Here is a 21,837-nt window from a genome sequence, read left to right on the forward strand (position 1 = left end):
TCCGACGTGACCCCGCCCGAAGCCCTCGTCGCGTCCCCGTCCGCGGGGACGCTCATCTGGCGCAGCTCCTTCCTGCGGGCAGCCTGCGCGGCCCTGTTCATCTCCGGGATCGCTGTCTCTGCGACCACGCCCCAGATGACGCTGTTCCTGGTCGACGACCTGGGTGCCTCCGTTCCGGTGGCGGGGCTGTACTACCTGGTGAACCTCGCCGCCCCGCTCGCCGGCTACTGGCTGGGGTCGCTGTCGGACCGCCAACCGGACCGGCTGCGGCTGTTCCGGGTCTGTGCGCTGGTCGGTGGACTCGGTTGGCTGGCCATGGGCCTCGCGACCGCCGTCTGGATGCCGTTCGCGATCGGAGCCCTGGCGCTCAGCATCGCCGGCGGCTCCATGGGGCTGCTGTTCGCGGCCGTGCGGGATGAGCTCAGCCGGACGGGGAGCCCGAGCGCCGCCCGGGTGATCTCGGCCGTCCGGATGGCCTTCACGGCCGGTTGGATCATCGGGCCCGTGGTCGGCAGCTGGTTCGGGGCCGTCTACGGCCTGCGGCCGCTGCTGCTGGCCACGGCGGTGCTGACGGTCGGGCAGGTCCTGCCGCTCGGGCTGCAGCGGGTGCCCCGCTACGTGTCGCCGGCGCTGACGGTTCCGATCGGGCAGGACCCCGCCGCCACCGCCGACCGGCCGGGGCCGGCGCTCCCGGCCGCCGGCTCCCGGGTGCCGCTGTTCCTGTTCGTCGGCTGCTGCGTGCTGGTGATGCACGGCGACACGATCAAGTTCGCCTACCTGCCGCTCTACATGGCCAACCAGCTCGAGATCTCCGACACCCTGCGCGGAGCGGTGATCGCGATCCAGCCGCTGGCCGAGCTCGCCCTGATGCCCCTGTTCGCCCGGCTGGCCGACCGGATCACCCCCATCCGGGTGGTCGCCTTGGGCGCGGCGTTCGGGGTGGCGGCCAACATCGCGTACGCGACCAGCGAGCACGTGCTCGGCCTGTTCGTCGGTCAGCTGCTGATGTCCTGCCTCTGGGCCGCCATCGCCGGCCTCGGGGTGACAGTCGCCCAGCAGCTCCACCCGTCCGGGGTCGGGCTCGCCTCGTCGGTGTTCATGAGCTCGATCATGCTCGGCGGTGGGCTCGGGGGTGCTGTGGGCGGGCTCGGCACCGCGCTGCTGGGGGTGCCGCACGTCTTCTACGTGTCGGCTGTGCTCGGCGCACTCGGCACGGCCGGTCTGGTGCTGATGGCCCGCCGCTACCAGGGGGCGGGGGCGTAGTCCTTGAGGAAACGCCCGTACAGGTCCTCACCGGCTTCGCCGCGGACGATCGGGTCGTAGACCCGGGCCGCGCCGTCGACCAGGTCGAGCGGGGCGTGCCAGCCCTCGGCGGCGATCCGCAGCTTCTCGTGGTGGGGGCGCTCGTCGGTGATCCACCCGGTGTCGACGGCCGTCATCAGGATCTTGTCGGTCTCGAACATCTCCTGCGCACTGGTCCGGGTGAGCATGTTGAGCGCCGCCTTGGCCATGTTGGTGTGGGGGTGGCCCGGGCCCTTGTAGCGGCGGGAGAACTGGCCCTCCATCGCCGACACGTTCACCACGTACGCGCGTTCGGTGCCGCCCCGCTCAGCCTGGCGGCGGACGGCGGCCCGCATCGCCGGGCGCAGCCGCGAGATGAGCAGGAACGGGGCGATCGAGTTGCAGAACTGCACCTCCAGCAGCTCCAGCGGGTCCACCTCGGAGACCAGCTGGGTCCAGGAGTTGTTGACCTGGGTGTCGGGCAGCAGCCCGCCGGCGTCCACCGCCGTGCCGGCCAGGTGGGCCGCCAGGGAAGCGTTGCCGGACGTCAGCGCCAGCGCCGTCAGCGACGCGGCGTTGTGCGCCGCCAGGGCCAGCTCGGCCGGTTCGCCCTCGTGGTGAGCGACCGGGTGGGCGGTCAGCGCCCCGGCGATGGCCGCCGGGTGGGCTTCGGAGATCCGGTCGAAGGTCACCATCTCCGGCAGCATCGCCAGGTCGGGGAGCGGGGCGGACTCCATCTCCAGGAGGTGCGCGTAGGCACCGGGCGACCGGCGGACGGTCTGGCAGGCGTTGTTGATCAGGATGTCCAGCGGCCCGTCGGCGGCGACGTCGTCGGTCAGCGCCAGGACCTGGGTCGGATCGCGCAGGTCGATCCCGACGATCTTGAGCCGGTGCATCCAGTCGGGACTGTCCGTCATGGTCGAGAAACGGCGGACCGCGTCGTGCGGGAACCGGGTGGTGACGGTCAAGTGGGCACCGTCGCGGAGCAGCCGCAGGGCGATGTACATGCCGATCTTGGCCCGCCCTCCGGTCAGCAGGGCCCGTCGTCCGGTGAGGTCGGTCCGCTGGTCGCGCCTGGAGTGGGAGAAGGCGGCGCAGGAGGGGCAGAGGTAGTGGTAGAACGCGTCGACCAGGGTGTAGTCGTTCTTGCAGATGTAGCAGCCCCGCGGGGTGATCAGCTCCCCGGCGAACGCGCCCGGCGCGGTCGAGACCAGCGCCAGCCCGGCGGTCTCGTCGTCGATCCGCAGCGGCGAGCCCGTGGCGGTGGCCTCGGTGACGGCGCGGTCGGCGGCGACCTCGGCGGCGCGCTGGCGGGCCCGCCGCCTGACCTTGACGGTCTTGTACATCGCCGAGGTGGCGCGCTGGATGGTGATGATGTCGGGATGGTCGGCCGGCAGCTCGTGCAGACGGTCGAGCACGCGCAGGGTCGCGGCCAGGTCGTCGGGGTCGATGCCCGGCTCGGCGTGCTCACTCACCCGCCGAGGTTAGAGCCCGTCGAGGCAGCGGGCCAATCTCAGCGAGCCGGCAGGAGTGCGGCGAAGCGCCGCACGAACGGTCGCCAGGCGGCGACGAGCGCCGCGTCGTCCCGGTCCACCTCGGCCAGCCAGGTCGCGGCCCGCTCCGGACTCAGCTGACCGGCGCCGACGTCGGTGGCCGCCCACGGGCGGACGATCGCGGGGTCGACCTCGGGGTGGAACTGCACGCCCCAGGCCGTCTCGCGCAGGCGCAGTGCCTGGACCCCCGCCGGCGTCCGGGCGAGCTCGACCGCCCCGGCCGGCAGCTCGACCACGAGGTCGTTGTTCCAGTGCGTGGCGACGGCACCTGCGGGCACGGTGCCGAACAGCTGGTCGTCGGCGGCGGCGGGCAGCAGCCCGACCGGCAGGGTCCCGCCCTGCTGGCCGCTGGTCGAGCGGGCCACCCGCCCGCCGGTCGCCACCGCCAGCAGCTGGTGGCCCAGGCAGATCCCCAGCGCCGGCACGGCCTCGACCACGGCGCGCGCCAGCAGCGTCCGGGTCGCCGGCAGCCAGGGTGCGATGTCGTCGTCGTACGCGCCCATCTCCCCGCCCAGCACCACGAGACCGGCGTGGCCGGACAGGTCGACGGGCTGGGTCTCACCCGCGTACGGTCGCCGCACGTCCAGCGCGCAGCCGGCCTCGGTCAGCCAGTCACCGACCCGACCGGGCGGGCAGACGGGGGTGTGCTGGATGACCAGGACAGGGCGGTCGGGCACGGGCGGTGGGTCCTCTCGCAGGTCGGGCGCGTCTGGCGGGAAGTGTCGGTCCGGGCGACTAACCTAGGCCCTTGCTGGTGGCGGGTGACTCGGTCGATCAGGCCGGGAGGGCGGAGGTTGCAGGGAATGTCGGACAGCTTCGTCCATCTCCACGTCCACTCCGAGTACTCGATGCTGGACGGCGCCGCCCGCGTCGGCGACCTGTTCGACGGTTGCGAGCAGATGGAGATGCCGGCGATCGCCGTCACCGACCACGGCAACCTGTTCGGGGCGTACGAGTTCTACAAGGCCTCCAAGAAGTCCTCGGTGAAGCCGATCATCGGGCTCGAGGCCTACGTCACGCCGAAGACCCACCGCAGCGAGCGCAAGCGGGTCCGCTGGGGCGACAAGAACGGCGCGCAGAGCGGCGACGACGTGTCCGGCGGTGGCGCGTTCACCCACATGACCCTGTGGGCGGAGTCGACCGCGGGGATGCACAACCTCTTCCGGATGGGGTCGCTCGCCTCGCTCGAGGGCTACTTCTACAAGCCGCGGATGGACCGCGAGCTGCTGAACACGTACCACTCGGGGCTGCTGGCCACCACCGGCTGCCCGTCGGGGGAGGTGCAGACCTACCTGCGGCTCGGCATGTACGACCAGGCCGTGGCCAGCGCCGCGGAGTTCCGCGACATCTTCGGTGCCGGCAACTACTACGTCGAGCTGATGGACCACGGGCTGTCGATCGAGAACCGGGTCCGGGCCGACCTGCTGAGGATCGCGCGTGACCTCAAGCTGCCGCTGGTGGCCACCAACGACCTGCACTACGCGGCTCGTGAGGACGCTGCCGCCCACGAGGTGCTGCTGTGCGTGCAGTCGGGCTCGACCATGGCCGACACCAACCGGTTCAAGTTCGACGGCGACGGCTACTACCTCAAGTCCCCGGCCGAGATGCGGGCCCTGTTCGCCGAGCTGCCCGAGGCCTGCGACAACACCCTGGCCATCGCCGAGCGCTGTGACATCTCCTTCACCGAGGGAGCCGGCACGTACATGCCGCGCTATCCCTGCCCGCCGGGGGAGAACGAGGAGTCCTGGTTCGTCCGGGAGGTGGAGACCGGGCTGCAGCGCCGGTTCCCCCTCGGCATCCCCGACGACGTGCGCCAGCAGGCGAAGTTCGAGACCGAGGTCATCCTCTCGATGGGCTTCGCCGGCTACTTCCTGGTGGTCGCCGACTTCATCAACTGGGCCAAGGAGAACGGCATCCGGGTCGGCCCGGGGCGCGGTTCGGGCGCCGGGTCGATGGCGGCGTACGCGATGCGGATCACCGACCTCGACCCGCTCAAGCACGGACTCATCTTCGAGCGATTCCTGAACCCCGACCGCGTCTCCATGCCCGACTTCGACATCGACTTCGACGAGCGTCGCCGGGGCGAGGTGATCCGCTACGTCACCGAGAAGTACGGCGAGGACCGGGTCAGCCAGATCGTCACCTACGGCACGATCAAGGCCAAGCAGGCCGTCAAGGACGCCTCCCGGGTGCTGGGCTACCCGTTCGCGGTCGGCGAGCGGATCACCAAGGCGATGCCCCCGCCGGTGATGGGCAAGGACGTCCCGCTCAACGGGCTCTTCGATCCGCAGCACAAGCGCTACAACGAGGGCGGCGAGTTCCGGGCCCTGGTCGACGGTGACGCCGAGGTGGCCAAGGTCGTCGAGACCGCGCGCGGGCTCGAGGGTCTGAAGCGCCAGTGGGGGGTCCACGCGGCCGGCGTCATCATGTCGTCCGACCCGCTGATCGACATCATCCCGATCATGCGCCGCGAGCAGGACGGCGCCATCATCACCCAGCTCGACTACCCGACCTGCGAGTCGCTCGGGCTGATCAAGATGGACTTCCTCGGTCTCCGGAACCTCACCGTGCTCGACGACGCGGTGGCCAACATCCAGCTCAACCGCGGCTTCGAGCTGGTGCTGGAGGACCTGGAGCTGACGGACCCGGCGTCGTACGCGCTGCTGGGCCGCGGCGACACCCTCGGGGTGTTCCAGCTCGACGGCGGACCGATGCGGTCGCTGCTGAAGCTGATGCGGCCGGACAACTTCGAGGACATCTCGGCGGTGCTGGCGCTCTACCGGCCCGGCCCGATGGGCGCCGACAGCCACACCAACTACGCCCTGCGCAAGAACGGGCGGCAGGACATCACCCCGATCCACCCGGAGCTGGAGGAGCCGCTCGCGGAGATCCTCGGCACCACCCACGGCCTGATCGTGTACCAGGAGCAGGTGATGGCCATCGCGCAGAAGGTGGCCGGCTACAGCCTGGGCCAGGCCGACCTGCTGCGCCGCGCGATGGGCAAGAAGAAGAAGGAGATCCTCGACGCCGAGTTCATCCCGTTCTCCAACGGGATGAAGGAGAGCGGCTACTCGCCGGCAGCGATCAAGGCGCTGTGGGACATCCTCGTCCCCTTCTCCGACTACGCGTTCAACAAGGCGCACACAGCGGCGTACGGGCTGGTCTCCTACTGGACGGCCTACCTCAAGGCCAACTACCCGTCCGAGTTCATGGCCGCCCTGCTGACCTCGGTGGCCGACGACAAGGACAAGATGGCGATCTACCTCGGCGAGTGCCGCCGGATGGGGATCCAGGTGCTGCCGCCGGACGTCAACGAGTCCGCCGCCAACTTCACCCCGGTCGGGACCGACATCCGCTTCGGGCTGACGGCGGTGCGCAACGTCGGGTCCAACGTGGTCGACGGCGTGGTGGCGGCCCGCACCGAGCACGGCAAGGCGGCCGACTTCTACGGCTTCCTGGACGCCGTGCCGCTGGTCGTGTGCAACAAGCGGGTGATCGAGTCGTTGATCAAGGCCGGTGCGTTCGACTCGATGGGGCACAGCCGCCGCGCCCTGATGAGCGTCTACGAGTCCGCGGTCGACGGGGTGCTCGACCTGAAGCGCAACTCCGCCCACGGCCAGGACGACCTGTTCGGGGCGGGCGGCTTCGGGGACGAGGACGGCTCGCAAGCCATGCCGCTCGGCGCGGTGCCCGAGATCGCCGACTGGGACAAGCGGACCAAGCTCGCCTTCGAGCGCGACATGCTGGGTCTCTACGTGAGCGACCACCCGCTGCAGGGGCTGGAGCACGTGCTGATCGCGGAGCGGGACATCGGCATCGGCGAGCTGATGGGCGACGACGGTCCGCGCGAGGGCCAGGTGACCATCGCCGGCATGATCACGTCCATCACCCGCAAGACCACCAAGCGCGGGGACCTCTGGGCGATCATCGCGGTCGAGGACCTGGAGGCCTCGATCGAGGTGCTGCTGTTCCCCAAGGCGTACGAGCTGGTGTCAACGGTGCTGGCCACCGACACCGTGGTGCGGGTCAAGGGCCGGGTGAAGTCCGACGACGACTCGGTGTCGCTGAACGCGCAGGAGCTGACCCTGCCGGACGTGACGGAGGCCCCGACGGGGCCGGTGGTCATCTCGCTGCCCGCCGTCCGCTGCACCCCACCGGTGGTGCAGCAGCTGTCGCAGGTGCTCCGGGCCCATCCGGGCACCACCGAGGTGCGCCTCAAGCTCGTCAAGCAGGACAAGACGATCCTGATGCGGCTGGACAACCAGCTGCGGGTGACGCCGTCGCCGCCGCTGATGGCTGATCTCAAGGCGTTGCTGGGGCCGTCGTGTCTGGCCCCGTCGGGTCGGCTCGAGAGCGCCAGTGCCTGACGCCTCGACCGAGGATGCTCGGACCACCCAGTTCACGGTTCGGGTGGTGGGCTACCTCGCCCTGGCCACCGGCTTGGGGGCGGTCGCCGGCGTGCTCTGGTGGCTGTGGGTCACCTTGCCGGCCTACCAGCTGGACTCCCAGGGACGGGCCTCGGTGTCCGAGCGCGACCTGACCCAGTTCTTCGCCGGCGACGCCTGGTTCTGCCTGCTCGGACTGGTGATCGGCGTGGGACTCGGCGTCTTCGGCTATCGGCTGCTCCGTGACCTCGGCTGGCCGCTGGTGCTGGTCGTGGTGATCGCTGCCGCTGCCGCCGGGTTGATCTGCTGGGGGGTCGGCTACCGGCTCGGTCCGGGAGAGTTCACCCCGCGGCTCGCACACGCCGACCCCGGCGGCTCGGTGCCGATCGCGCTCACCCTCCGGGCCAAGGCGGCCCTGCTGTTCTGGCCGCTGTGTGCGGTGACCCCGGTGCTGCTCGCCTCGTCGCTGGGCAAGGACAGCGAGGACCCGATGCCGCTGCTGCCGCGCCGGGGCTCAAGCAGCGGGACCAGCTTGGTCTGATCACGAAAGCGCAACGTTCGTGCGAACGTGGTACGAAGTAGCGCGGCGGACCGCATCCTCATCGGGTGACTCCTCGCGCTCGCCGCCTCGCGGCCTCCTTCGTCTCCGCGTTCGCTCTCGCCCTGCCGGTCGCCGCCGTCGCGACCGCGCCGGCGGAGGCGGCCAGCTCGACGTACAAGAACTGCACCAACCTGAACAAGAAGTACCCGCACGGCGTGGGTAAGAGCGGCGCCAAGGACAAGGTCTCCGGCTCGTCGAAGCCGGTCACGAACTTCAAGCGCAGCACCAAGATCTACAAGAAGGCGATGAAGCAGAACAAGGGCCTGGACCGCGACAAGGACGGCATCGCCTGCGAGAAGCACTGAGCCGCCGGTCGGAACCGGTGCTCAGTGGGCGACGCCGATCGAGCGCGCCTTGGTGATCTTTTGCAGGTCGGCCGGCGCGAGTTCGACCTGCAACCCACGACGGCCGGCCGACACGAAAACGGTCGCGAAGTCATCCGCCGAGGCGTCGACCACTGTGGGCAGCGGCGTCCGCTGGCCGACCGGGGAGATGCCCCCGACCACGTAGCCGGTGCTCCGAGCGGCGTGGGTCGGGTCGGCCATGGTCGCCTTCTTCGCGTCGAACGCCGCCGCCAGGGCCTTCAGGTCCAGCTGCTGCGCGACCGGGATGACGGCCACGACGAGCTTCCCGCCGACGTCGACCACCAGCGTCTTGAACATCTGGCTCTCGTCGACCCCCAGCGCGCGGGCCGCCTCCTCGCCGAAGCCGGTGGTGCCGTCCTGGTGCTCGTACGGGTGCAGGGTGAAGGTGATCCCGGCCTCGACCAGGGCCGTCGTCGCCGGCGTCGCACCGTGCGCGTGCTGCTTGCTCCTCTTGGCCACTGTCACATCCTGCCCTCGAGCACCCGCTCAGTAGCGCCGCAGGTCCTCGGCGCTCAGCTCGTCCAGTCCCAGGCTGTGCAGGGTGCGGGCCGCCTCGGACCGGAAGTCCCGGGCGAGGACGACGGACGCGATCTGCACGACCGCGTCCATCACCGGGGTGGCCACGCCGAGGGAGCGGGCGAGATCGGTGAAGAGGACCAGGGAGTAGCCGACGTCCTCGGTCAGGTAGCGGTTGTCGAGGGAGTCCTGGGCCTTGATGCCGAGGAACCCCGGGGCCGTGGAGTAGCCGGTGGTGTAGTTCGCCTCGGTCATGTAGCCCTGCAGGACCCCGATCGCCGGCTCGGAGAGGAGGGGGACCCCCAGCGCCTCCGCGATGGCGAACCGCTCGCCGTCCACGGCCTCGATGAGCCTCCCGGTCGAGGTCGTCACCCCCTCTTCGTAGAAGGCGAAGTCGCCGCCGGTGCGGTCGATCAGGGCCGCGTTCAGCAGCGTCACGGCCGGGTGGATGACCGGGTTGCCGTTCTGCAGCGCCGTCTGGAAGACCGTGGCCGCCTCCTCCGCGTGCGGCCAGACCCGTCGGAGGACCTCCAGCAGCCGCGGGGTGGCTGACCGAGGGGCGGCCGCCGCGAACAGGCCCCGGTCGAAGTGGTGGAAGACGCGGATCTCGGCCGGGCCGGTGGCGCGGACGGCGAAGGGCAGGGTGCTCGTCTCCCCGACGACGATCTCGTCGTCGTAGAGGTCGAGCCCGGCGGCGCGCTTGAAGGCGAGGCTGCCCAGGCACGACCCCGGACACACCACCACCGTCGAACCCGGCCGCAGATGGGGTCCGGCGGCGGCGCCCAACGACTCGGTGGCGTAGGCGGGTCCGACCACCAGGACGATCTCGGCTCCGGCGAGCGCCTCGGCGATGTCGGTGGTGGCCAACGCGATCGAGGCGCTACCGGTGAGCACGCCGGAGCTGGTGATCCCGCCGCGTTCGCGGATGGCACCGATCTGCTCGGCGTAGTCGGGGTGGGAGTAGATCGCCACCTCGTACCCCTGGCGGGACCACTCGAAGGCGGTGGCCAGACCGCCGTTGCCTGCACCGAGCACTGCGACCTTCGTGGCGACCATGGCCCTGACTGTACGAGCCGGCGATCACCCCGGGACCGCGGCCCGCCCGGGCCGGGACCGCTACGATCGCGGTCCGAACGGGATGCCCGAGGGCGGGAGGGTCTGGCGTGGCCCAGCTGGTGGCCGGTGACAGCCGGCGGTTTCCTGATGCCCGCGCGCAGCGGACGAAGCCCGGCTGGGTGGTCCTGCTCGACGGCCCGGCCGAACGCGTGGCCGTCCGGGGCGTCTCCCGCATGGCCGCACCGGCCGGCCTGGTGCTGGAGACCACCCCGGAGGACGCCTACCGCAGCCTCGTCGAGGCGACCCGGATCCCCGCCGCCGCGCGCGCCGCCAAGGCGCTCGCCGTCCACGCCCGGCGTCACCCGGTCGCCCGCTTCCTGTGCCACCACGGGCTCCCGCTGTGGCACGCGGGGGCGAACCCGTGCCGGGCAGAGTCCGATCCGGCCGGCGTCACCACGATCGACCTCGGGCAGGTGCGGCTGATGATGGCCGGTCTCCGCGGTCTGGAGGCCCTGGCCCGCCACGCCACCACCGGCGACGGGCCCGCCGACCCCGCGCGGGTGGCGGCCGCCCTCAGCTGGCCGATCCTGCCCGCGTACCTCACCAGGCCGGTCCGCGCGGAGACCGCCCGGGATGGCGCGCTGGTGGGGGAGCGCTGCCGGCAGATCGTGGCGACGAGCGTGCAGGTGCTGCAGGACTCCTCGCGGCTGCGTCACGACGTCGAGTGGGTCACGGCGCCCCAACGGCTGCAGCCGGTCACCCACGCCCACAGCGACCTGGCGCTCTACGTGCACGTCTTCATCGAGCGCCTGCTCCACCTCAGCTGACCGTCCGCCTCACACCAGGAGCCGCAGGCCGGCGGTGACCGCCACCGCCACCACGAAGACGACCAGCACCCCGGCCCGCAGCAGCAGCGCGACCACCGCTGCGCCGAAGCCGGCCAGCACCGGCCAGTCGACCGACCAACGGCGGTCCCCGTCGCCGTCGGCCAGCCCCACCACGACCAGGGCGGTCAGCATGGCCACCGGCAGGAACCCGGCGACCCGCTGAACTGTCGGATCGGCCAGCACCGACTCCGGCAGCGACACCCCGGCGAGCTTGAGCAGGTAGGAGCCCACCGACGCGATCACCAGGGCGACCACCAGCGCGGTCATCCGGCGGTCCCAGGGCGCGGACGGACGACCAGCCCGGCCACGACCGCGACAGCGGCAGCGGCGATCACGGGCACGCCGGCGGGTGCGACCGGGATCAGCAGCAGGGCGAGCAGCCCGCCCAGCAGCGCCACGACCTTGGCGGAGCTGCTCCGCAGCTGGGACCACAGCAGAGCCAGGAACACCGCCGGTGCCGCGGCGTCCAACCCGAATCGGGCCGGATCGATCGCCTCGCCGAGCAGGGCGCCGACCAGGCTGCCGGTCTGCCACAGGGTGAACAGGATCAGCCCGGTCGACCAGAACGCGTAGCGCTGGGCGCGGGGCTCGGCCTGGCCGACCAGCATGGCCGTGGTCTCGTCGATGACGAAGTGCGCGGTGACCAGCCGCCGCCAGCCCCGGGGGGACAGGACCTCCGACACCGGGACGCCGTAGAACGCGTTGCGCACACCGAGCAGCAGCGCGGCCGGGATGGCGGCCCAGGGCGACCCGGCCGCCGCGACACCCACGAAGGCGAACTGGGAGGCGCCGGAGAACATCACCAGGCTCAGGACCATGGTGTGACCCACGCTCAGGCCGCTGCCCACCGACACCGCCCCGAAGGTCGCCCCGAAGACCCCGGCGTAGACACCGAGACCGACCGCCGCCCGGAGCACCTGCGGGTACGCCTGCGCCAGGCTCCGCTCACTCATCGCAGCACCACCACCAGCTGCACGAGCAGCGGCGCGACGACCAGGGCGGGCAACAGGTTGCCGACCGGCACGGACTTGATCTTGAGCAGCCGGAGACCGACCCCGACCAGCAGCAGCCCGCCGGTGGCGGTGATGGCGGCCAGGTGGGCGTCGGGCAGGAAGTCGCCGATCAGCACCCCGATCAGGGTCAGCGCCCCTTGGATCACCCCGACGGCCAGCGCGGAGGCCATCACGCCGACGCCGAGGGACGCCGCGAACGCGATCGCCGCGAACCCGTCCAGGGTGGACTTGAGCAGCAGCTGCTGGGCGCCGAGCCCCAGACCGTCGGACAGCGAGCCGAGGATGGTCAGCGGGCCCACGCAGAAGACGAGGGAGGACGAGACGAAGGCCTCCACGAACCGGGACTGCGAGCCGCCGGCCCGGAACCGCTGCTGCAGCCACGACCCGAGGCCCTCGAGCCGGCGCTCGATGTCGGCGAGGGAGCCGACGATGCCGCCGACCAGCAGGGCACCGAGGACGATCAGCACCGGGGCGCTGCTGCCGACCGCGCCGGACAGCACCGCCGAGGTCACCTCGACCGCCGACAGCCCACCGATCAGCAGGGTGACCAGACCCAGGGCGTCGGTGACGGTGTCGCGGGTGCGTTCGGGCAGCCGGTGCCCGAGCAGCAGCCCGATGGCGGAGCCGATGAGGACGGTGGCGACGTTGACGAGCGTGCCGAAGCCGGGGAACACGAGCCGGCTCCCTCAGTGGTCGGCGCGGTGGTGGGCCGCGGGCTGGGGGGTGTCATGGGCGTCGAGCACGGACGCACGTTACTCGGACCGGCCGGCTCCTTCGCGGTGATTCCACCGCCGCGTCCCGCGACCCGCGACCCGCTGGACGGCGCTCACGGGCCCGGCGGATGTCGCCCGGGAGTCACGTCCGGCGGTCGGGTGGGCCGTGGGTCGTACCGGATGGCGCCCGGGAGTCACATCCGGCGTCGGCTGGGCCGCGGGTCGTACCGGATCGCGCCGGGGAGTCACGTCCGGCGGTCGGGTGGGCCGTGGGTCGTACCGGATCGCGCCGGGGAGTCGCGTACGGCGGGCGAGCCGGTCACGGAGCCTGCCGGGGGAGTTCTCGCCCGGTGGATTTCCCGGGCGTCCCGCGAGCCACCTCCGTAGACTCTCGGCGTGCTGAGAGTGATCGACCTCCGTGACCGGCTCGCCTCCGGCGAGCAGCTGGACTACGCGGCCCTGGTGCCGCGGGCCGAGTTCGACGTCGACGCCGCCGTCGAGGTGGTGCGACCGATCTGCGACGACGTCGCCGTCCGCGGCGTCAGCGCGCTGCGGCACTGGTCGGACAGGTTCGACCACGTCGTGCCCGAGGAGTTCCGGGTGCCGGCCGCGGACCTGGCCGCCGCTGTCGAGCAGCTCGACCCCGAGGTGCGGGCCGCCTTCGAGGTGGCCATCGACCGGCGCCGGCGGGTGAGTGCCGCCGAGCTCGGGGAGACGTCCACCACCGTGGAGCTCGCCCCGGGTGCGGTGGTGACGCAGCGGATGATCCCCGTGAACCGGGTGGGGCTCTACGTGCCCGGGGGGCTGGCCGCGCTCGCCTCCAGCGTGATCATGAACGTGGTCCCGGCCCAGGTCGCGGGCGTGGCGTCCCTGGCCGTGGCCTCCCCGCCGCAGGTCGACTTCGACGGGCTGCCGCACCCCAACATCCTGGCCCTGTGCCACCTGCTCGGGGTCGAGGAGGTGTACGCCGTCGGCGGCGCGCAGGCGGTGGCCATGTTCGCGTACGGGGTCGAGGACCTGTGCCCGAAGGTGGACCTGGTCACCGGACCCGGCAACATCTACGTGGTCGCGGCCAAGCGCCTGCTCAAGGGCCTGGTCAACATCGACTCCGAGGCCGGCACCACCGAGATCGCGATCCTGGCCGACGCCGAGGCCGAGCCGGTCCACGTGGCCGCCGACCTCATCTCCCAGGCCGAGCACGACCCCGCTGCCGCAGCCGTGCTGGTGACCGACGCCCCCGGGCTGGCCGACGCGGTCCAGGCGGAGCTCGCCGCGCAGGTGCCCGAGGCCAAGCACGCCGAGCGGATCACCACCGCCCTGGGCGGGCACCAGTCCGCCGTCGTCCTGGTCGACGACCTGGACCAGGGCATCGACGTGGTCAACGCGTACGCCGCCGAGCACCTCGAGCTGCACACCGTGGACGCCGCCGGGGTGGCGAGCAGGATCACCAACGCCGGTGCGATCTTCGTCGGCACCTGGTCACCGGTCTCGCTGGGCGACTACTGCGCGGGCAGCACCCACGTGCTGCCCACGGCCGGCTGCGCCTGCCACTCCTCCGGTCTGAACGTGAAGAGCTTCCTCAAGGCGGTCAACGTGATCAGCTACGACCGGGCGGCCCTGAGCGAGGTGGCCCGCCACGTGGAGGTCTTCGCCGAGTCGGAGGACCTGCCCGCCCACGGCGCTGCGGTGAGCAGGCGCTTCCCGGGTGACGCGTCGGGTCGACGCCGTCCGGGCCAGGAGTGACCGGCCTCCCGGTCCGTCCCGAGCTGGTCGGCGAGGTCCCGTACGGGGCTCCGCAGCTGGACGTGCCCTACCTGTTGAACGTCAACGAGAACCCGTACCCGCCGAGCGACGCGGTCGCGGCCGAGATCGCCACGGCGGTAGCGGCGGCGGTCAAGACGATGAACCGCTACCCCGAGCGGGACGCGGTGGCCCTGCGGGCCGACCTCGCGGCCTACCTCGGACACGGACTGACCGCCGACCAGGTGTGGGCGGCCAACGGCAGCAACGAGGTGATGCTGCACGTGCTGATGGCCTTCGGCGGTCCGGGCCGCTCGGTGCTGTCGTTCGCGCCGACGTACTCGATGTACCCGGAGTACGCCCGGGACACCCACACGGCGTGGGTCACGTTCCCCCGGCGCGACGACTTCACCATCGACCCGGTCGCTGCCGTCGACGCCATCCACGACCGGCAACCGGACGTCATCTTCGTGGCCAGCCCCAACAACCCGACCGGGACCGCCGTCCCGTCGGAGACCCTGCGCGCCATCGCGACGGCCGCCACCGGGGTCGTGGTGGTCGACGAGGCCTACCACGAGTTCGCCCGCACCGGCACGCCGAGCGCGCTGGGACTGCTGCCGGAGTTCCCGCGTCTGGCTATCACCCGGACCATGTCCAAGGCGTTCGCCTTCGCCGGCGGGCGGGTGGGCTACCTGGCCGCCTCCCGGGAGTTCGTCGACGCGCTGCGCGTGGTCCGGCTGCCGTACCACCTGTCAGCGATCACCCAGACCGTGGCCCGGGTGGCGCTGGCCCACGCCGACGAGCTGCTCGCCGCCGTCGACCGGCTGCGGGCGAACCGCGACGACCTCGCCGCCTGGCTGGCCGACAGCGGTTTGCAGGTCGCCGACTCCGACGCCAACTTCGTGCTGTTCGGGCGGTTCGCCGACCGGCAGGCCGTCTGGCAGGCTCTGCTGGACGAGGGCGTGCTGATCCGGGTCGTCGGTCCGGAGGGTTGGCTGCGGGTGTCCGCCGGCACCGACGAGGAGATGGCGGCGTTCAAGGCCGCGCTCGACCAGGTCCTGAAGACCGAGGAGGGACGACTGCAGTGAGTACGGACGCAGGGAGCACGGACGCAGGGAGCACGGATGCAGGCAGCAGGGACCACCGCACCGCCACCATCGAGCGGGCGACCTCGGAGTCGAGCGTCAAGGTCAGCCTGGATCTGGACGGGACCGGGGAGTCGACCATCAGCACCGGGGTCGGCTTCTACGACCACATGCTCACCGCCCTGGCCCGGCACGGTCTGCTCGACCTGACCGTGGAGAGCGTCGGCGACGTCCACATCGACGGCCACCACGTCGTCGAGGACACCGCTATCGTGCTCGGTCAGGCGATCCGGGAGGCCCTCGGTGACAAGCGGGGCATCCGCCGCTTCGCCGACGCCCTGGTGCCCCTGGACGAGGCGCTCGCCCAGGCCGTGGTCGACGTCTCCGGCCGCCCGTACTGCGTCCACACCGGCGAGCCGCCCGGCCAGGAGTACGCCCTCATCGGGGGCGGGACCGACCCGTCGGGTCGTGGCGGGGTCCCGTACGCCGGCTCGCTGACCCGGCACGTGCTGGAGACCCTGGCCTTCCACGCCCACCTGTGTCTGCACGTCACGGTGCTGGCCGGCCGCGACCCGCACCACATCGTGGAGGCCCAGTTCAAGGCCGTGGCCCGGGCCCTGCGCGACGCGGTCGCGCTCGACCCGCGGGTGGACGGCGTGCCGAGCACCAAGGGCGCCCTGTGACTCTGTCCGACCCTGTGACGCCTGGCCCCGACATCGTGGTGCTCGACTACGGCTCCGGCAACATCCGGTCCGCCGAGCGGGCGGTGGCCCGCACCGGGGCCCGGGTGACCGTGACCGACGACCGGCGGGCCGCCGTCGCCGCCGACGGTCTGGTGGTGCCGGGCGTGGGTGCCTTCGCCGCCTGCATGGAGGGCCTGCGGGCGGTCGACGGTCCCGCGGTGATCGCGGAGAGACTGGCCGCGGACAGGCCGGTGCTGGCCATCTGCGTCGGGCACCAGGTGCTGTTCGCCAACGGGATCGAGCACGGGGTGGAAGCCGCCGGCTGCGGCGTCTGGCCGGGGACGGTGGAGCGGCTGCACGCCGAACGCCTGCCGCACATGGGGTGGAACACGCTGACCCCGCCCCCGGGCAGCCGGCTGTTCGCCGGCATCGAGAACGAACGGTTCTACTTCGTCCACTCCTACGGCGTGCGCGCGCTGACCGGCACCGGGGACCGCGCCGTCACCTGGGCCGAGCACGGAGGCGACCGCTTCGTCGCCGCGGTCGAGGAGGGTCCGCTGTGGTCGACCCAGTTCCACCCGGAGAAGTCGGGGGCGGCGGGCGCCCTGTTGATCGCCAACTGGGTCCTGACGCTGGGCGGCGACACCCGGTGACCCGGCGTACGGCGATCTTCGATCTGGGCGGCGTCGTGCTGTCCTGGGATCCCGTACGGGCGTTCAGCGCCGTGGTGGACGCCGACGCCGCCCAGCGGCTGATGCGCGACGTCGACTTCTCGGCCTGGAACCGCCGCAACGACGCGGGCCGCCGCTACGCCGAGGGTGAGGCGGAGGTGGCCGACACCTGGCCCGAGCACGCCGAGGCCATCACCGCCTACCGGCGGCACTTCGACCGCGCGCTCACCGGCACGGTGCCCGGCACGTCGGCCGTGGTGGCCGAGCTGGCCCGGGCCGGGGTGCGGCTGCTGGGTCTGACCAACTGGTCCGACGAGACCTTCCCGGTGGCCCAGCGCCGGTTCGGGATCCTGCGGCGCCTGGAGGCGATCGTCGTCTCCGGGCGGGAGGGGATCGCCAAACCCGACCCGCGCCTCTACCGGCTGCTCCTGGACCGGTTCTCCGTGGACGCCGCGTCGGCGGTGTTCGTGGACGACAGCGAGGCCAACTGCGCGGCGGCGGCCGACCTGGGGCTGACCGCCATCCGGTTCGTCGGAGCCGACGACCTGCGCAGCCGTCTGGTCGCGCTCGGTCTGCTGGGGGAGCGACCCCGGGTGAGCGAACCGATCCTGCACATCGCCGAGCGGACCCTGTGGGACGAGGCCCGGCACACCGGCAGCTACCCGTGGTCCAGCCACGGCACCGGCTTCGAGGCCGAGGGCTTCGTCCACCTGGCCTACCGGCGCCAGGTGGCGGGGGTCCTGGACCGCTACTTCAGTCGCTTCGAACCCGAGGAGCTCGTCCTGCTCGAGCTCGATCCGGAGCGGGCCCGGCCGGTGGTCGAGGAGGGGTCGACTGAGGCCTTCCCGCATCTCTACGCCCCGCTGACCCACGAGATGGTCGTCCGGGAACTCGATGTTCACGAGCCGTTCAACCACCCTGCCTAGCCTCGCCCGGTGCCCCGCCCCGCTGATCCGCGACCCCAGGCGCTGCTGGTCGCCGCCTTCGACTCCCAGCTGAAGTGGGTCGCCGGCATCCGGGACGAGCTGGTGGCTCGGGGGTTCGACTGCCCGGTGGTGGTGCCCGACGTCCGCTCGGCGCTGTCCCCGGCCCAGATCGCGGCCGCCGGCTTCACCGGCGTCGAGTCCGTCGGCTGGCCCGAGCTGCTCGACCGGGCCGCGCTCAGCTCCGTGGTGGTCTGCGGTCTGTCGGGTCCGTTCACGCTGCGGTTCACCGTCGATCTCGCCGACCGGGTCGGGGACGGGCCCGGACCCGTCGTGGTGACCGGCTGGGTGGGGGTGATCATCGAGAAGATCACGGCGGGGTACCTGGACCGGGTCGGCTCCGACGTCGTCGCCGTCAACGGCGTCGACGACCTCGAGCACTTCGTCACCGTGGCTCAGCAGCTCGACCTCGACCCCGGCAACCTGCTGCTGTCCGGACTGCCGATCCTGGGCTCCTCGGCGGCGGCGCCGCACGGCGGGCCGATCCGTCGGGTGCTGTTCGCCGACCAGCCGACGGTGCCGGGACCGGCGCAGGAGCGCCTGCACCTCTACCGTCGGCTGCTCGACTACGCGTACGCGCACCCGGAGCGGGAGGTGCTGCTCAAGCCACGGCACCGGCTCGGCGAGGACACGTTCCACCGGATGGTCCACCACCCCGAGGACCTGCTGCTCGGGGTGGACCGACCGCCGAACTTCCGAATCGACTACACCCCGATCAGCGAGCTGCTGCCCAGCGTGGACCTGCTGCTCACCATGTCGTCGACGGCGGCCCTGGAGGCGGTCGGCAGCGGCTGCCGCGTCGGTCTGGTGCTCGACCTCGGCGTGCACGAGCGCTACGGCAACCACGTCTTCCTGGCCAGCGGCCTGCTGCGCACCTTCGACCAGCTGATCGCCGACGACATCGGCACCCCGGACCGCTTCTGGCTCGGCGGCTACTTCTTCGACCGGCCGGGCACGGCCACCGAGCAGATCGCGGATCGGGTGGAGACGCTGCTGGCCAGCGGCGAGCGGCCGTCCCGTCGGATTTGGGCGTCGGCCTACTTCCGCAGCGCCTCGGCCTACCTGCGCTCCACCCCGGTGCCCGCGGCCCCCGTCCCCGCGGGCCGGAGCCGGCTCGTCCGCGACCTGGTGCCGCCGGTCGCCCTGCGCGCCGGCCGGCGGCTGCGTCGTCGGCTCGCCCACCGCTGAGACGGAGCGCGGCGGCTGTCACACCCGGCGACTGAGCGGTGTCTCAGGGACATGACGACCGTCGACCCCGCCCGACCCTTTCTCACCGTGGCCCCGGGCCCCGGCTCCGAGCTCGCCGCGCGCCGGCAGCTGGCCAGGGTGCCGATCGACCAGCCGCCCGGCCCGACCGGACGCCTGATCGGCTGGCTGTCCCGCACGCTGTACGGCCAGGCGGCCGACAACGGCTTCGCCCTGGCGCACAACCGCAAGGTCTTGTGGAGCACCCTGCTGCACGAGCGGCGGGTCGCGAGGTTCGACCGGCTCGACCCGGGGCTGCGGGCGCTCGCCGTGATGGCGGTGGCGGCCGAGATCGGCTGCACCTGGTGCATCGACTTCGGCTTCTTCCTCGCCGACTCCCAGGGTCTCGACCTGGCCAAGCTGACCAGCGTGCCGACCTGGCGGGAGGCCGAGAACCTCAGCACCCTGGAGAAGCAGGTGATCGCGTACGCGAGGGCCGCGACGGCGACCCCGGTGGAGGTGACCGACGCGATGGTCTCGCCACTGCGCGACGCGCTCGGCGACGAGGGGCTGGTGGAGCTGACCATGATGGTGGCGATCGAGAACCAGCGGTCGCGCTTCAACGCCGCCCTCGGTCTGGTGTCGCAGGGGTTCTCGGCGAGCTGCCGGCTACCCTCGGCCCGTGGCTGAGGCAGCAGCGGCCGCCGGCGCCGACCGGCAGCAGGTCTTCGAGCGACACCGCTCGTTGCTGTTCACGGTCGCGTACGAGCTGGTGTCCTCCGTCGCCGACGCCGAGGACGTGGTGCAGGAGACGTACCTGCGGTGGGCCCAGCGCCCCGGCGACGTCGAGGTGAGCCACCCCCGCGCGTACCTGTGCCAGATCACCACCCGGCTGGCGCTCAACCGGCTGCGAACCCTCGCCCGCCGCCGGGAGGACTACGTGGGCCCCTGGCTGCCCGAGCCGTTGCTCACGGTGCCGGACGTGGCCGACGACGTCGTGCTGGCCGAGTCGGTCTCCCTCGCCCTGATGGTGGTGCTGGAGTCCCTGGGCCCGAAGGAGCGTGCGGTCTTCCTGCTGCGCGAGGTCTTCGGCTACGAGCACGCCGAGATCGCCGAGGCGCTGGGGATGACGGCCGTCGCCGTCCGCCAGACCGCGCACCGGGCGAAGCAGCACGTCGAGTCGCGCCGACCGAGGTTCTCCGCCGACGACCAGCTGGCCGACCGCGTCCGCGAGCGCTTCACGGCCGCCGTGGTCAACGGCGACGTGCAGGGGCTGATGGACCTGATGGCCCCGGACGTCGTCGTCCTCTCCGACGGCGGCGGCCAGGTGCGCGCCGCCCGCCGGCCCGTCGAGGGCGCCGACGCCGCGGCCCGGCTGCTGGTGGGGATCGCGCACAAGGCGACACCGGACCTGCGGCTCGAGGACGTCCTGATCAACGGCGGGCCGGGCTGGCGGGCCTGGGACGGCGACCGGGTGGCGGCGGCCCTGCAGCTGGTGATCGTCGACGACCGGATCGCCCAGGTGCTGATCATGATGAACCCGGACAAGCTCGGCGGACTGAGGGCGCCGCGCGAGCTCTCCCGGTGAGCTGGGCCCGCCAGGCAGGATGGGGCGGTGCCCGAAGGTGATTCCGTCTACGTGCTCGCGCGCCGACTCGACGTCCTCGTCGGCCGGACGGTGCGGCGCGGTGAGCTGCACGTGGCCCGGCACGCCATCGCCGACCTGGCCGGGCGGCGGGTCCTGGAGCAGGCGACGCACGGCAAGCACCTGCTGACCCGCTTCGACGGCGACCTCACGCTGCACACCCACCTGCGGATGGACGGGTCCTGGACCGTGGTGCGCGCCGGCCGCAGTCTGCCCCGCACCCTGATGCCCGACGTCCGGGTGCTGCTGGCGACAGAGAACGGTCCGACCGCGTACGGGCTGTCGCTGCCGGTGGTCGAGCTGGTCGAGACCTCCGACGAGGAGTCGGTGGTCGGCCACCTCGGCCCGGATCCGCTCCGGGCCGACTGGGATCTCGACGAAGCCGTCCGCCGGCTGGGTGGCGACCCGGAGCGGCCCGTCGCCGCCGCGCTGCTGGACCAGCGCAACCTCGCCGGGTTGGGCAACCTGTGGGCCAACGAGCTCTGCTTCCTGCGCGGGGTCAGCCCGTGGACCCCGGTGGGGGGCATCGACCTGCCCGCCACGGTGCGACTCGCCGTGCGAGCGCTGCGGCACTCCGCCTTGACCCCGGGGGCCTACCAGGTCACCACCGGCGACAACCGCCGCGGCCGCGACCACTGGGTCGCCGGCCGCTTCGCCCAGCCCTGCCGCCGCTGCGGCACGCCGATCGAGATGGTCGCCGAGGTGGCCGGCGACCCCGACCGGCGTCGTACCTGGTGGTGCCCGCGCTGTCAGCCCGGGCCGGGCCCCGAGCCGGGCCGCCCCCGCCGCTGACGGCGGTCGGAGGTCAGCCCGCGGGCGGAACCGACGCCAGCCAGGCGAGGACCCGCGCGGCGGTCTCCTCGGCCGACAGCGCGGCGGTGTCCAGCCGGAGGTGCGGGTGCTCGCGAAGGAACGCGTCGGCCGGCGTCGGACGGGCGCCGGTCGGGTCCGAGTTCAGCCGGTACCGCTCCAGCTCCCGCACGTTGCCGTCGGACCACGCCACGTCCCGCTTGGTCGGCTTGGCGGCGATCCGGTCTTCGCCGCGGTTGCGCTGCAGCCGGGTGGTCAGACCGGCGGACAGCTCGACGACCAGGACCTGGCCACCGTTGACCTCGTACGGCGCCACGAGCGTGCTGACCTCCCGCTCGTCGCCAGGTTCCTCGAGCTGCCAGACGAAGGTGAAGATGAGGTCGACCCGGTGCTTCGCGGCCTCCTCGATCACCCGGCGGCGGAACTCGGAGTTGAGGGTCGTGAACGGCGGCGTCCCGTGACCGAAGACCTCCACCAGCGGCTCGATCGTGTGGTGGTTGTGGAACAGCCGGAAGTCGCTGCGTCGCGCGATCTCCCGCCCCACGGTCATCTTCCCTACCGCCGGCGGACCGATGATGAGCAGCAACTGCATGCCGTCACTCTCCCAGGCGCAGCACGGTCGCCCCGGAGTATCACCGGACCCGTGGTCGCCTCCTTCCCCGTCA

At 72.2% G+C, this 21,837-nt stretch carries 22 protein-coding genes; 14 read left to right on the forward strand and 8 right to left on the reverse strand.

Annotated elements, in window-relative coordinates:
* Positions 1-6 precede the first annotated feature (6 nt).
* Entirely contained in the window at positions 7-1,263 is a 1,257-nt protein-coding gene (locus ABD714_RS19575) for an MFS transporter (RefSeq protein WP_344814130.1), read from the forward strand.
* On the opposite strand, the gene ABD714_RS19580 is transcribed toward ABD714_RS19575, so the two are convergent.
* Entirely contained in the window at positions 1,242-2,756 is a 1,515-nt protein-coding gene (locus ABD714_RS19580) for an SDR family NAD(P)-dependent oxidoreductase (protein ID WP_344814131.1), read from the reverse strand. The two genes, ABD714_RS19575 and ABD714_RS19580, sit on opposite strands and share 22 nt — an antisense overlap.
* A gap of 38 nt (positions 2,757-2,794) precedes the next feature.
* Complete coding sequence (locus tag ABD714_RS19585) at positions 2,795-3,511, reverse strand: type 1 glutamine amidotransferase (protein WP_344814132.1); 717 nt, start codon at positions 3,509-3,511, stop codon at positions 2,795-2,797.
* A gap of 126 nt (positions 3,512-3,637) precedes the next feature.
* On the opposite strand from ABD714_RS19585, the gene dnaE reads away from it, so the two are divergent.
* From dnaE to ABD714_RS19600, 3 genes are all read left to right on the forward strand, one after another.
* Positions 3,638-7,201 (forward strand): DNA polymerase III subunit alpha, encoded by a 3,564-nt coding sequence (gene dnaE, locus ABD714_RS19590; RefSeq protein ID WP_344814133.1) that lies wholly within the window; start codon positions 3,638-3,640, stop codon positions 7,199-7,201.
* Positions 7,194-7,760: a hypothetical protein gene (locus tag ABD714_RS19595; RefSeq protein WP_344814134.1), complete on the forward strand. Its 567-nt coding sequence runs from the start codon at positions 7,194-7,196 to the stop codon at positions 7,758-7,760. The genes dnaE and ABD714_RS19595 overlap by 8 nt, the downstream gene beginning before the upstream one ends.
* A 65-nt stretch (positions 7,761-7,825) precedes the next feature.
* The gene (locus ABD714_RS19600; protein ID WP_344814135.1) at positions 7,826-8,125 is read left to right on the forward strand and encodes an excalibur calcium-binding domain-containing protein; all 300 of its coding nucleotides are present in this window, start codon (positions 7,826-7,828) and stop codon (positions 8,123-8,125) included.
* Positions 8,126-8,146: 21 nt separating this feature from the next.
* On the opposite strand, the gene ybaK is transcribed toward ABD714_RS19600, so the two are convergent.
* Positions 8,147-8,644: a Cys-tRNA(Pro) deacylase gene (ybaK, locus tag ABD714_RS19605; protein WP_344814136.1), complete on the reverse strand. Its 498-nt coding sequence runs from the start codon at positions 8,642-8,644 to the stop codon at positions 8,147-8,149.
* A gap of 27 nt (positions 8,645-8,671) precedes the next feature.
* Positions 8,672-9,757, reverse strand: coding sequence for an NAD/NADP-dependent octopine/nopaline dehydrogenase family protein (locus ABD714_RS19610; protein ID WP_344814137.1), 1,086 nt, complete (start codon positions 9,755-9,757; stop codon positions 8,672-8,674).
* Between the two features lie 107 nt (positions 9,758-9,864).
* Between ABD714_RS19610 and ABD714_RS19615 the strand changes: the two genes are divergently transcribed.
* The gene (locus tag ABD714_RS19615; RefSeq protein WP_344814138.1) at positions 9,865-10,584 is read left to right on the forward strand and encodes a hypothetical protein; all 720 of its coding nucleotides are present in this window, start codon (positions 9,865-9,867) and stop codon (positions 10,582-10,584) included.
* Positions 10,585-10,593: 9 nt separating this feature from the next.
* Here ABD714_RS19615 and ABD714_RS19620 read toward each other — a convergent pair whose 3' ends face one another.
* The 3 genes from ABD714_RS19620 to ABD714_RS19630 are packed head-to-tail and all read right to left on the reverse strand — an operon-like array spanning position 10,594 to position 12,331.
* Positions 10,594-10,911, reverse strand: a complete 318-nt coding sequence (locus tag ABD714_RS19620) for an AzlD domain-containing protein (RefSeq protein ID WP_344814139.1) — start codon at positions 10,909-10,911, stop codon at positions 10,594-10,596.
* Positions 10,908-11,597: an AzlC family ABC transporter permease gene (locus ABD714_RS19625; RefSeq protein WP_344814140.1), complete on the reverse strand. Its 690-nt coding sequence runs from the start codon at positions 11,595-11,597 to the stop codon at positions 10,908-10,910. The genes ABD714_RS19620 and ABD714_RS19625 overlap by 4 nt, the downstream gene beginning before the upstream one ends.
* Entirely contained in the window at positions 11,594-12,331 is a 738-nt protein-coding gene (locus ABD714_RS19630) for a DUF554 domain-containing protein (protein ID WP_344814141.1), read from the reverse strand. Before ABD714_RS19630 ends, ABD714_RS19625 begins: the two co-directional genes overlap by 4 nt.
* A gap of 435 nt (positions 12,332-12,766) precedes the next feature.
* Here ABD714_RS19630 and hisD point away from each other — a divergent pair, with 435 nt between their 5' ends.
* Genes hisD through ABD714_RS19675 form a run of 9 tightly spaced genes read left to right on the forward strand, consistent with a single transcriptional unit; the run spans position 12,767 to position 21,154 of the window.
* On the forward strand, positions 12,767-14,113 hold the full coding sequence (hisD, locus tag ABD714_RS19635; protein WP_425562421.1) for a histidinol dehydrogenase: 1,347 nt from the start codon (positions 12,767-12,769) through the stop codon (positions 14,111-14,113).
* Positions 14,110-15,198 (forward strand): histidinol-phosphate transaminase, encoded by a 1,089-nt coding sequence (locus tag ABD714_RS19640; RefSeq protein ID WP_344814142.1) that lies wholly within the window; start codon positions 14,110-14,112, stop codon positions 15,196-15,198. The genes hisD and ABD714_RS19640 overlap by 4 nt, the downstream gene beginning before the upstream one ends.
* Entirely contained in the window at positions 15,195-15,878 is a 684-nt protein-coding gene (hisB, locus tag ABD714_RS19645; RefSeq protein WP_344814143.1) for an imidazoleglycerol-phosphate dehydratase HisB, read from the forward strand. Before ABD714_RS19640 ends, hisB begins: the two co-directional genes overlap by 4 nt.
* The gene (gene hisH / locus ABD714_RS19650; RefSeq protein ID WP_344814144.1) at positions 15,875-16,531 is read left to right on the forward strand and encodes an imidazole glycerol phosphate synthase subunit HisH; all 657 of its coding nucleotides are present in this window, start codon (positions 15,875-15,877) and stop codon (positions 16,529-16,531) included. The genes hisB and hisH overlap by 4 nt, the downstream gene beginning before the upstream one ends.
* Positions 16,528-17,475 carry an HAD-IA family hydrolase gene (locus ABD714_RS19655; RefSeq protein ID WP_344814145.1) on the forward strand — a complete coding sequence of 316 codons (948 nt, stop codon included), beginning with the start codon at positions 16,528-16,530 and terminating at the stop codon, positions 17,473-17,475. Before hisH ends, ABD714_RS19655 begins: the two co-directional genes overlap by 4 nt.
* 9 nt (positions 17,476-17,484) lie before the next feature.
* Positions 17,485-18,720, forward strand: coding sequence for a DUF6716 putative glycosyltransferase (locus ABD714_RS19660; RefSeq protein WP_344814146.1), 1,236 nt, complete (start codon positions 17,485-17,487; stop codon positions 18,718-18,720).
* A 51-nt stretch (positions 18,721-18,771) separates the two neighbouring features.
* On the forward strand, positions 18,772-19,407 hold the full coding sequence (locus ABD714_RS19665; protein WP_344814147.1) for a carboxymuconolactone decarboxylase family protein: 636 nt from the start codon (positions 18,772-18,774) through the stop codon (positions 19,405-19,407).
* Complete coding sequence (sigJ, locus tag ABD714_RS19670; RefSeq protein ID WP_344814148.1) at positions 19,400-20,305, forward strand: RNA polymerase sigma factor SigJ; 906 nt, start codon at positions 19,400-19,402, stop codon at positions 20,303-20,305. The genes ABD714_RS19665 and sigJ overlap by 8 nt, the downstream gene beginning before the upstream one ends.
* 27 nt (positions 20,306-20,332) lie before the next feature.
* Entirely contained in the window at positions 20,333-21,154 is an 822-nt protein-coding gene (locus ABD714_RS19675; RefSeq protein ID WP_344814149.1) for a DNA-formamidopyrimidine glycosylase family protein, read from the forward strand.
* Between the two features lie 13 nt (positions 21,155-21,167).
* On the opposite strand, the gene ABD714_RS19680 is transcribed toward ABD714_RS19675, so the two are convergent.
* Positions 21,168-21,764, reverse strand: a complete 597-nt coding sequence (locus ABD714_RS19680) for an ATP-binding protein (protein ID WP_344814150.1) — start codon at positions 21,762-21,764, stop codon at positions 21,168-21,170.
* Positions 21,765-21,837: the final 73 nt, after the last annotated feature.

Source organism: Microlunatus aurantiacus, from assembly GCF_039536605.1.
GTDB classification, from domain to species: domain Bacteria; phylum Actinomycetota; class Actinomycetes; order Propionibacteriales; family Propionibacteriaceae; genus Microlunatus; species Microlunatus aurantiacus.

What these genes read in the sequence shown, in the direction of transcription:
- ABD714_RS19665 (WP_344814147.1), top strand. Translation starts at nt 18,772, where the DNA reads ATGACGACCGTCGACCCCGCCCGACCCTTTCTCACCGTGGCCCCGGGC.
- ABD714_RS19620 (WP_344814139.1), bottom strand. Translation starts at nt 10,911, where the DNA reads ATGACCGCGCTGGTGGTCGCCCTGGTGATCGCGTCGGTGGGCTCCTAC.
- dnaE (WP_344814133.1), top strand. Translation starts at nt 3,638, where the DNA reads ATGTCGGACAGCTTCGTCCATCTCCACGTCCACTCCGAGTACTCGATG.
- ABD714_RS19610 (WP_344814137.1), bottom strand. Translation starts at nt 9,757, where the DNA reads ATGGTCGCCACGAAGGTCGCAGTGCTCGGTGCAGGCAACGGCGGTCTG.
- ABD714_RS19680 (WP_344814150.1), bottom strand. Translation starts at nt 21,764, where the DNA reads ATGCAGTTGCTGCTCATCATCGGTCCGCCGGCGGTAGGGAAGATGACC.
- ABD714_RS19625 (WP_344814140.1), bottom strand. Translation starts at nt 11,597, where the DNA reads ATGAGTGAGCGGAGCCTGGCGCAGGCGTACCCGCAGGTGCTCCGGGCG.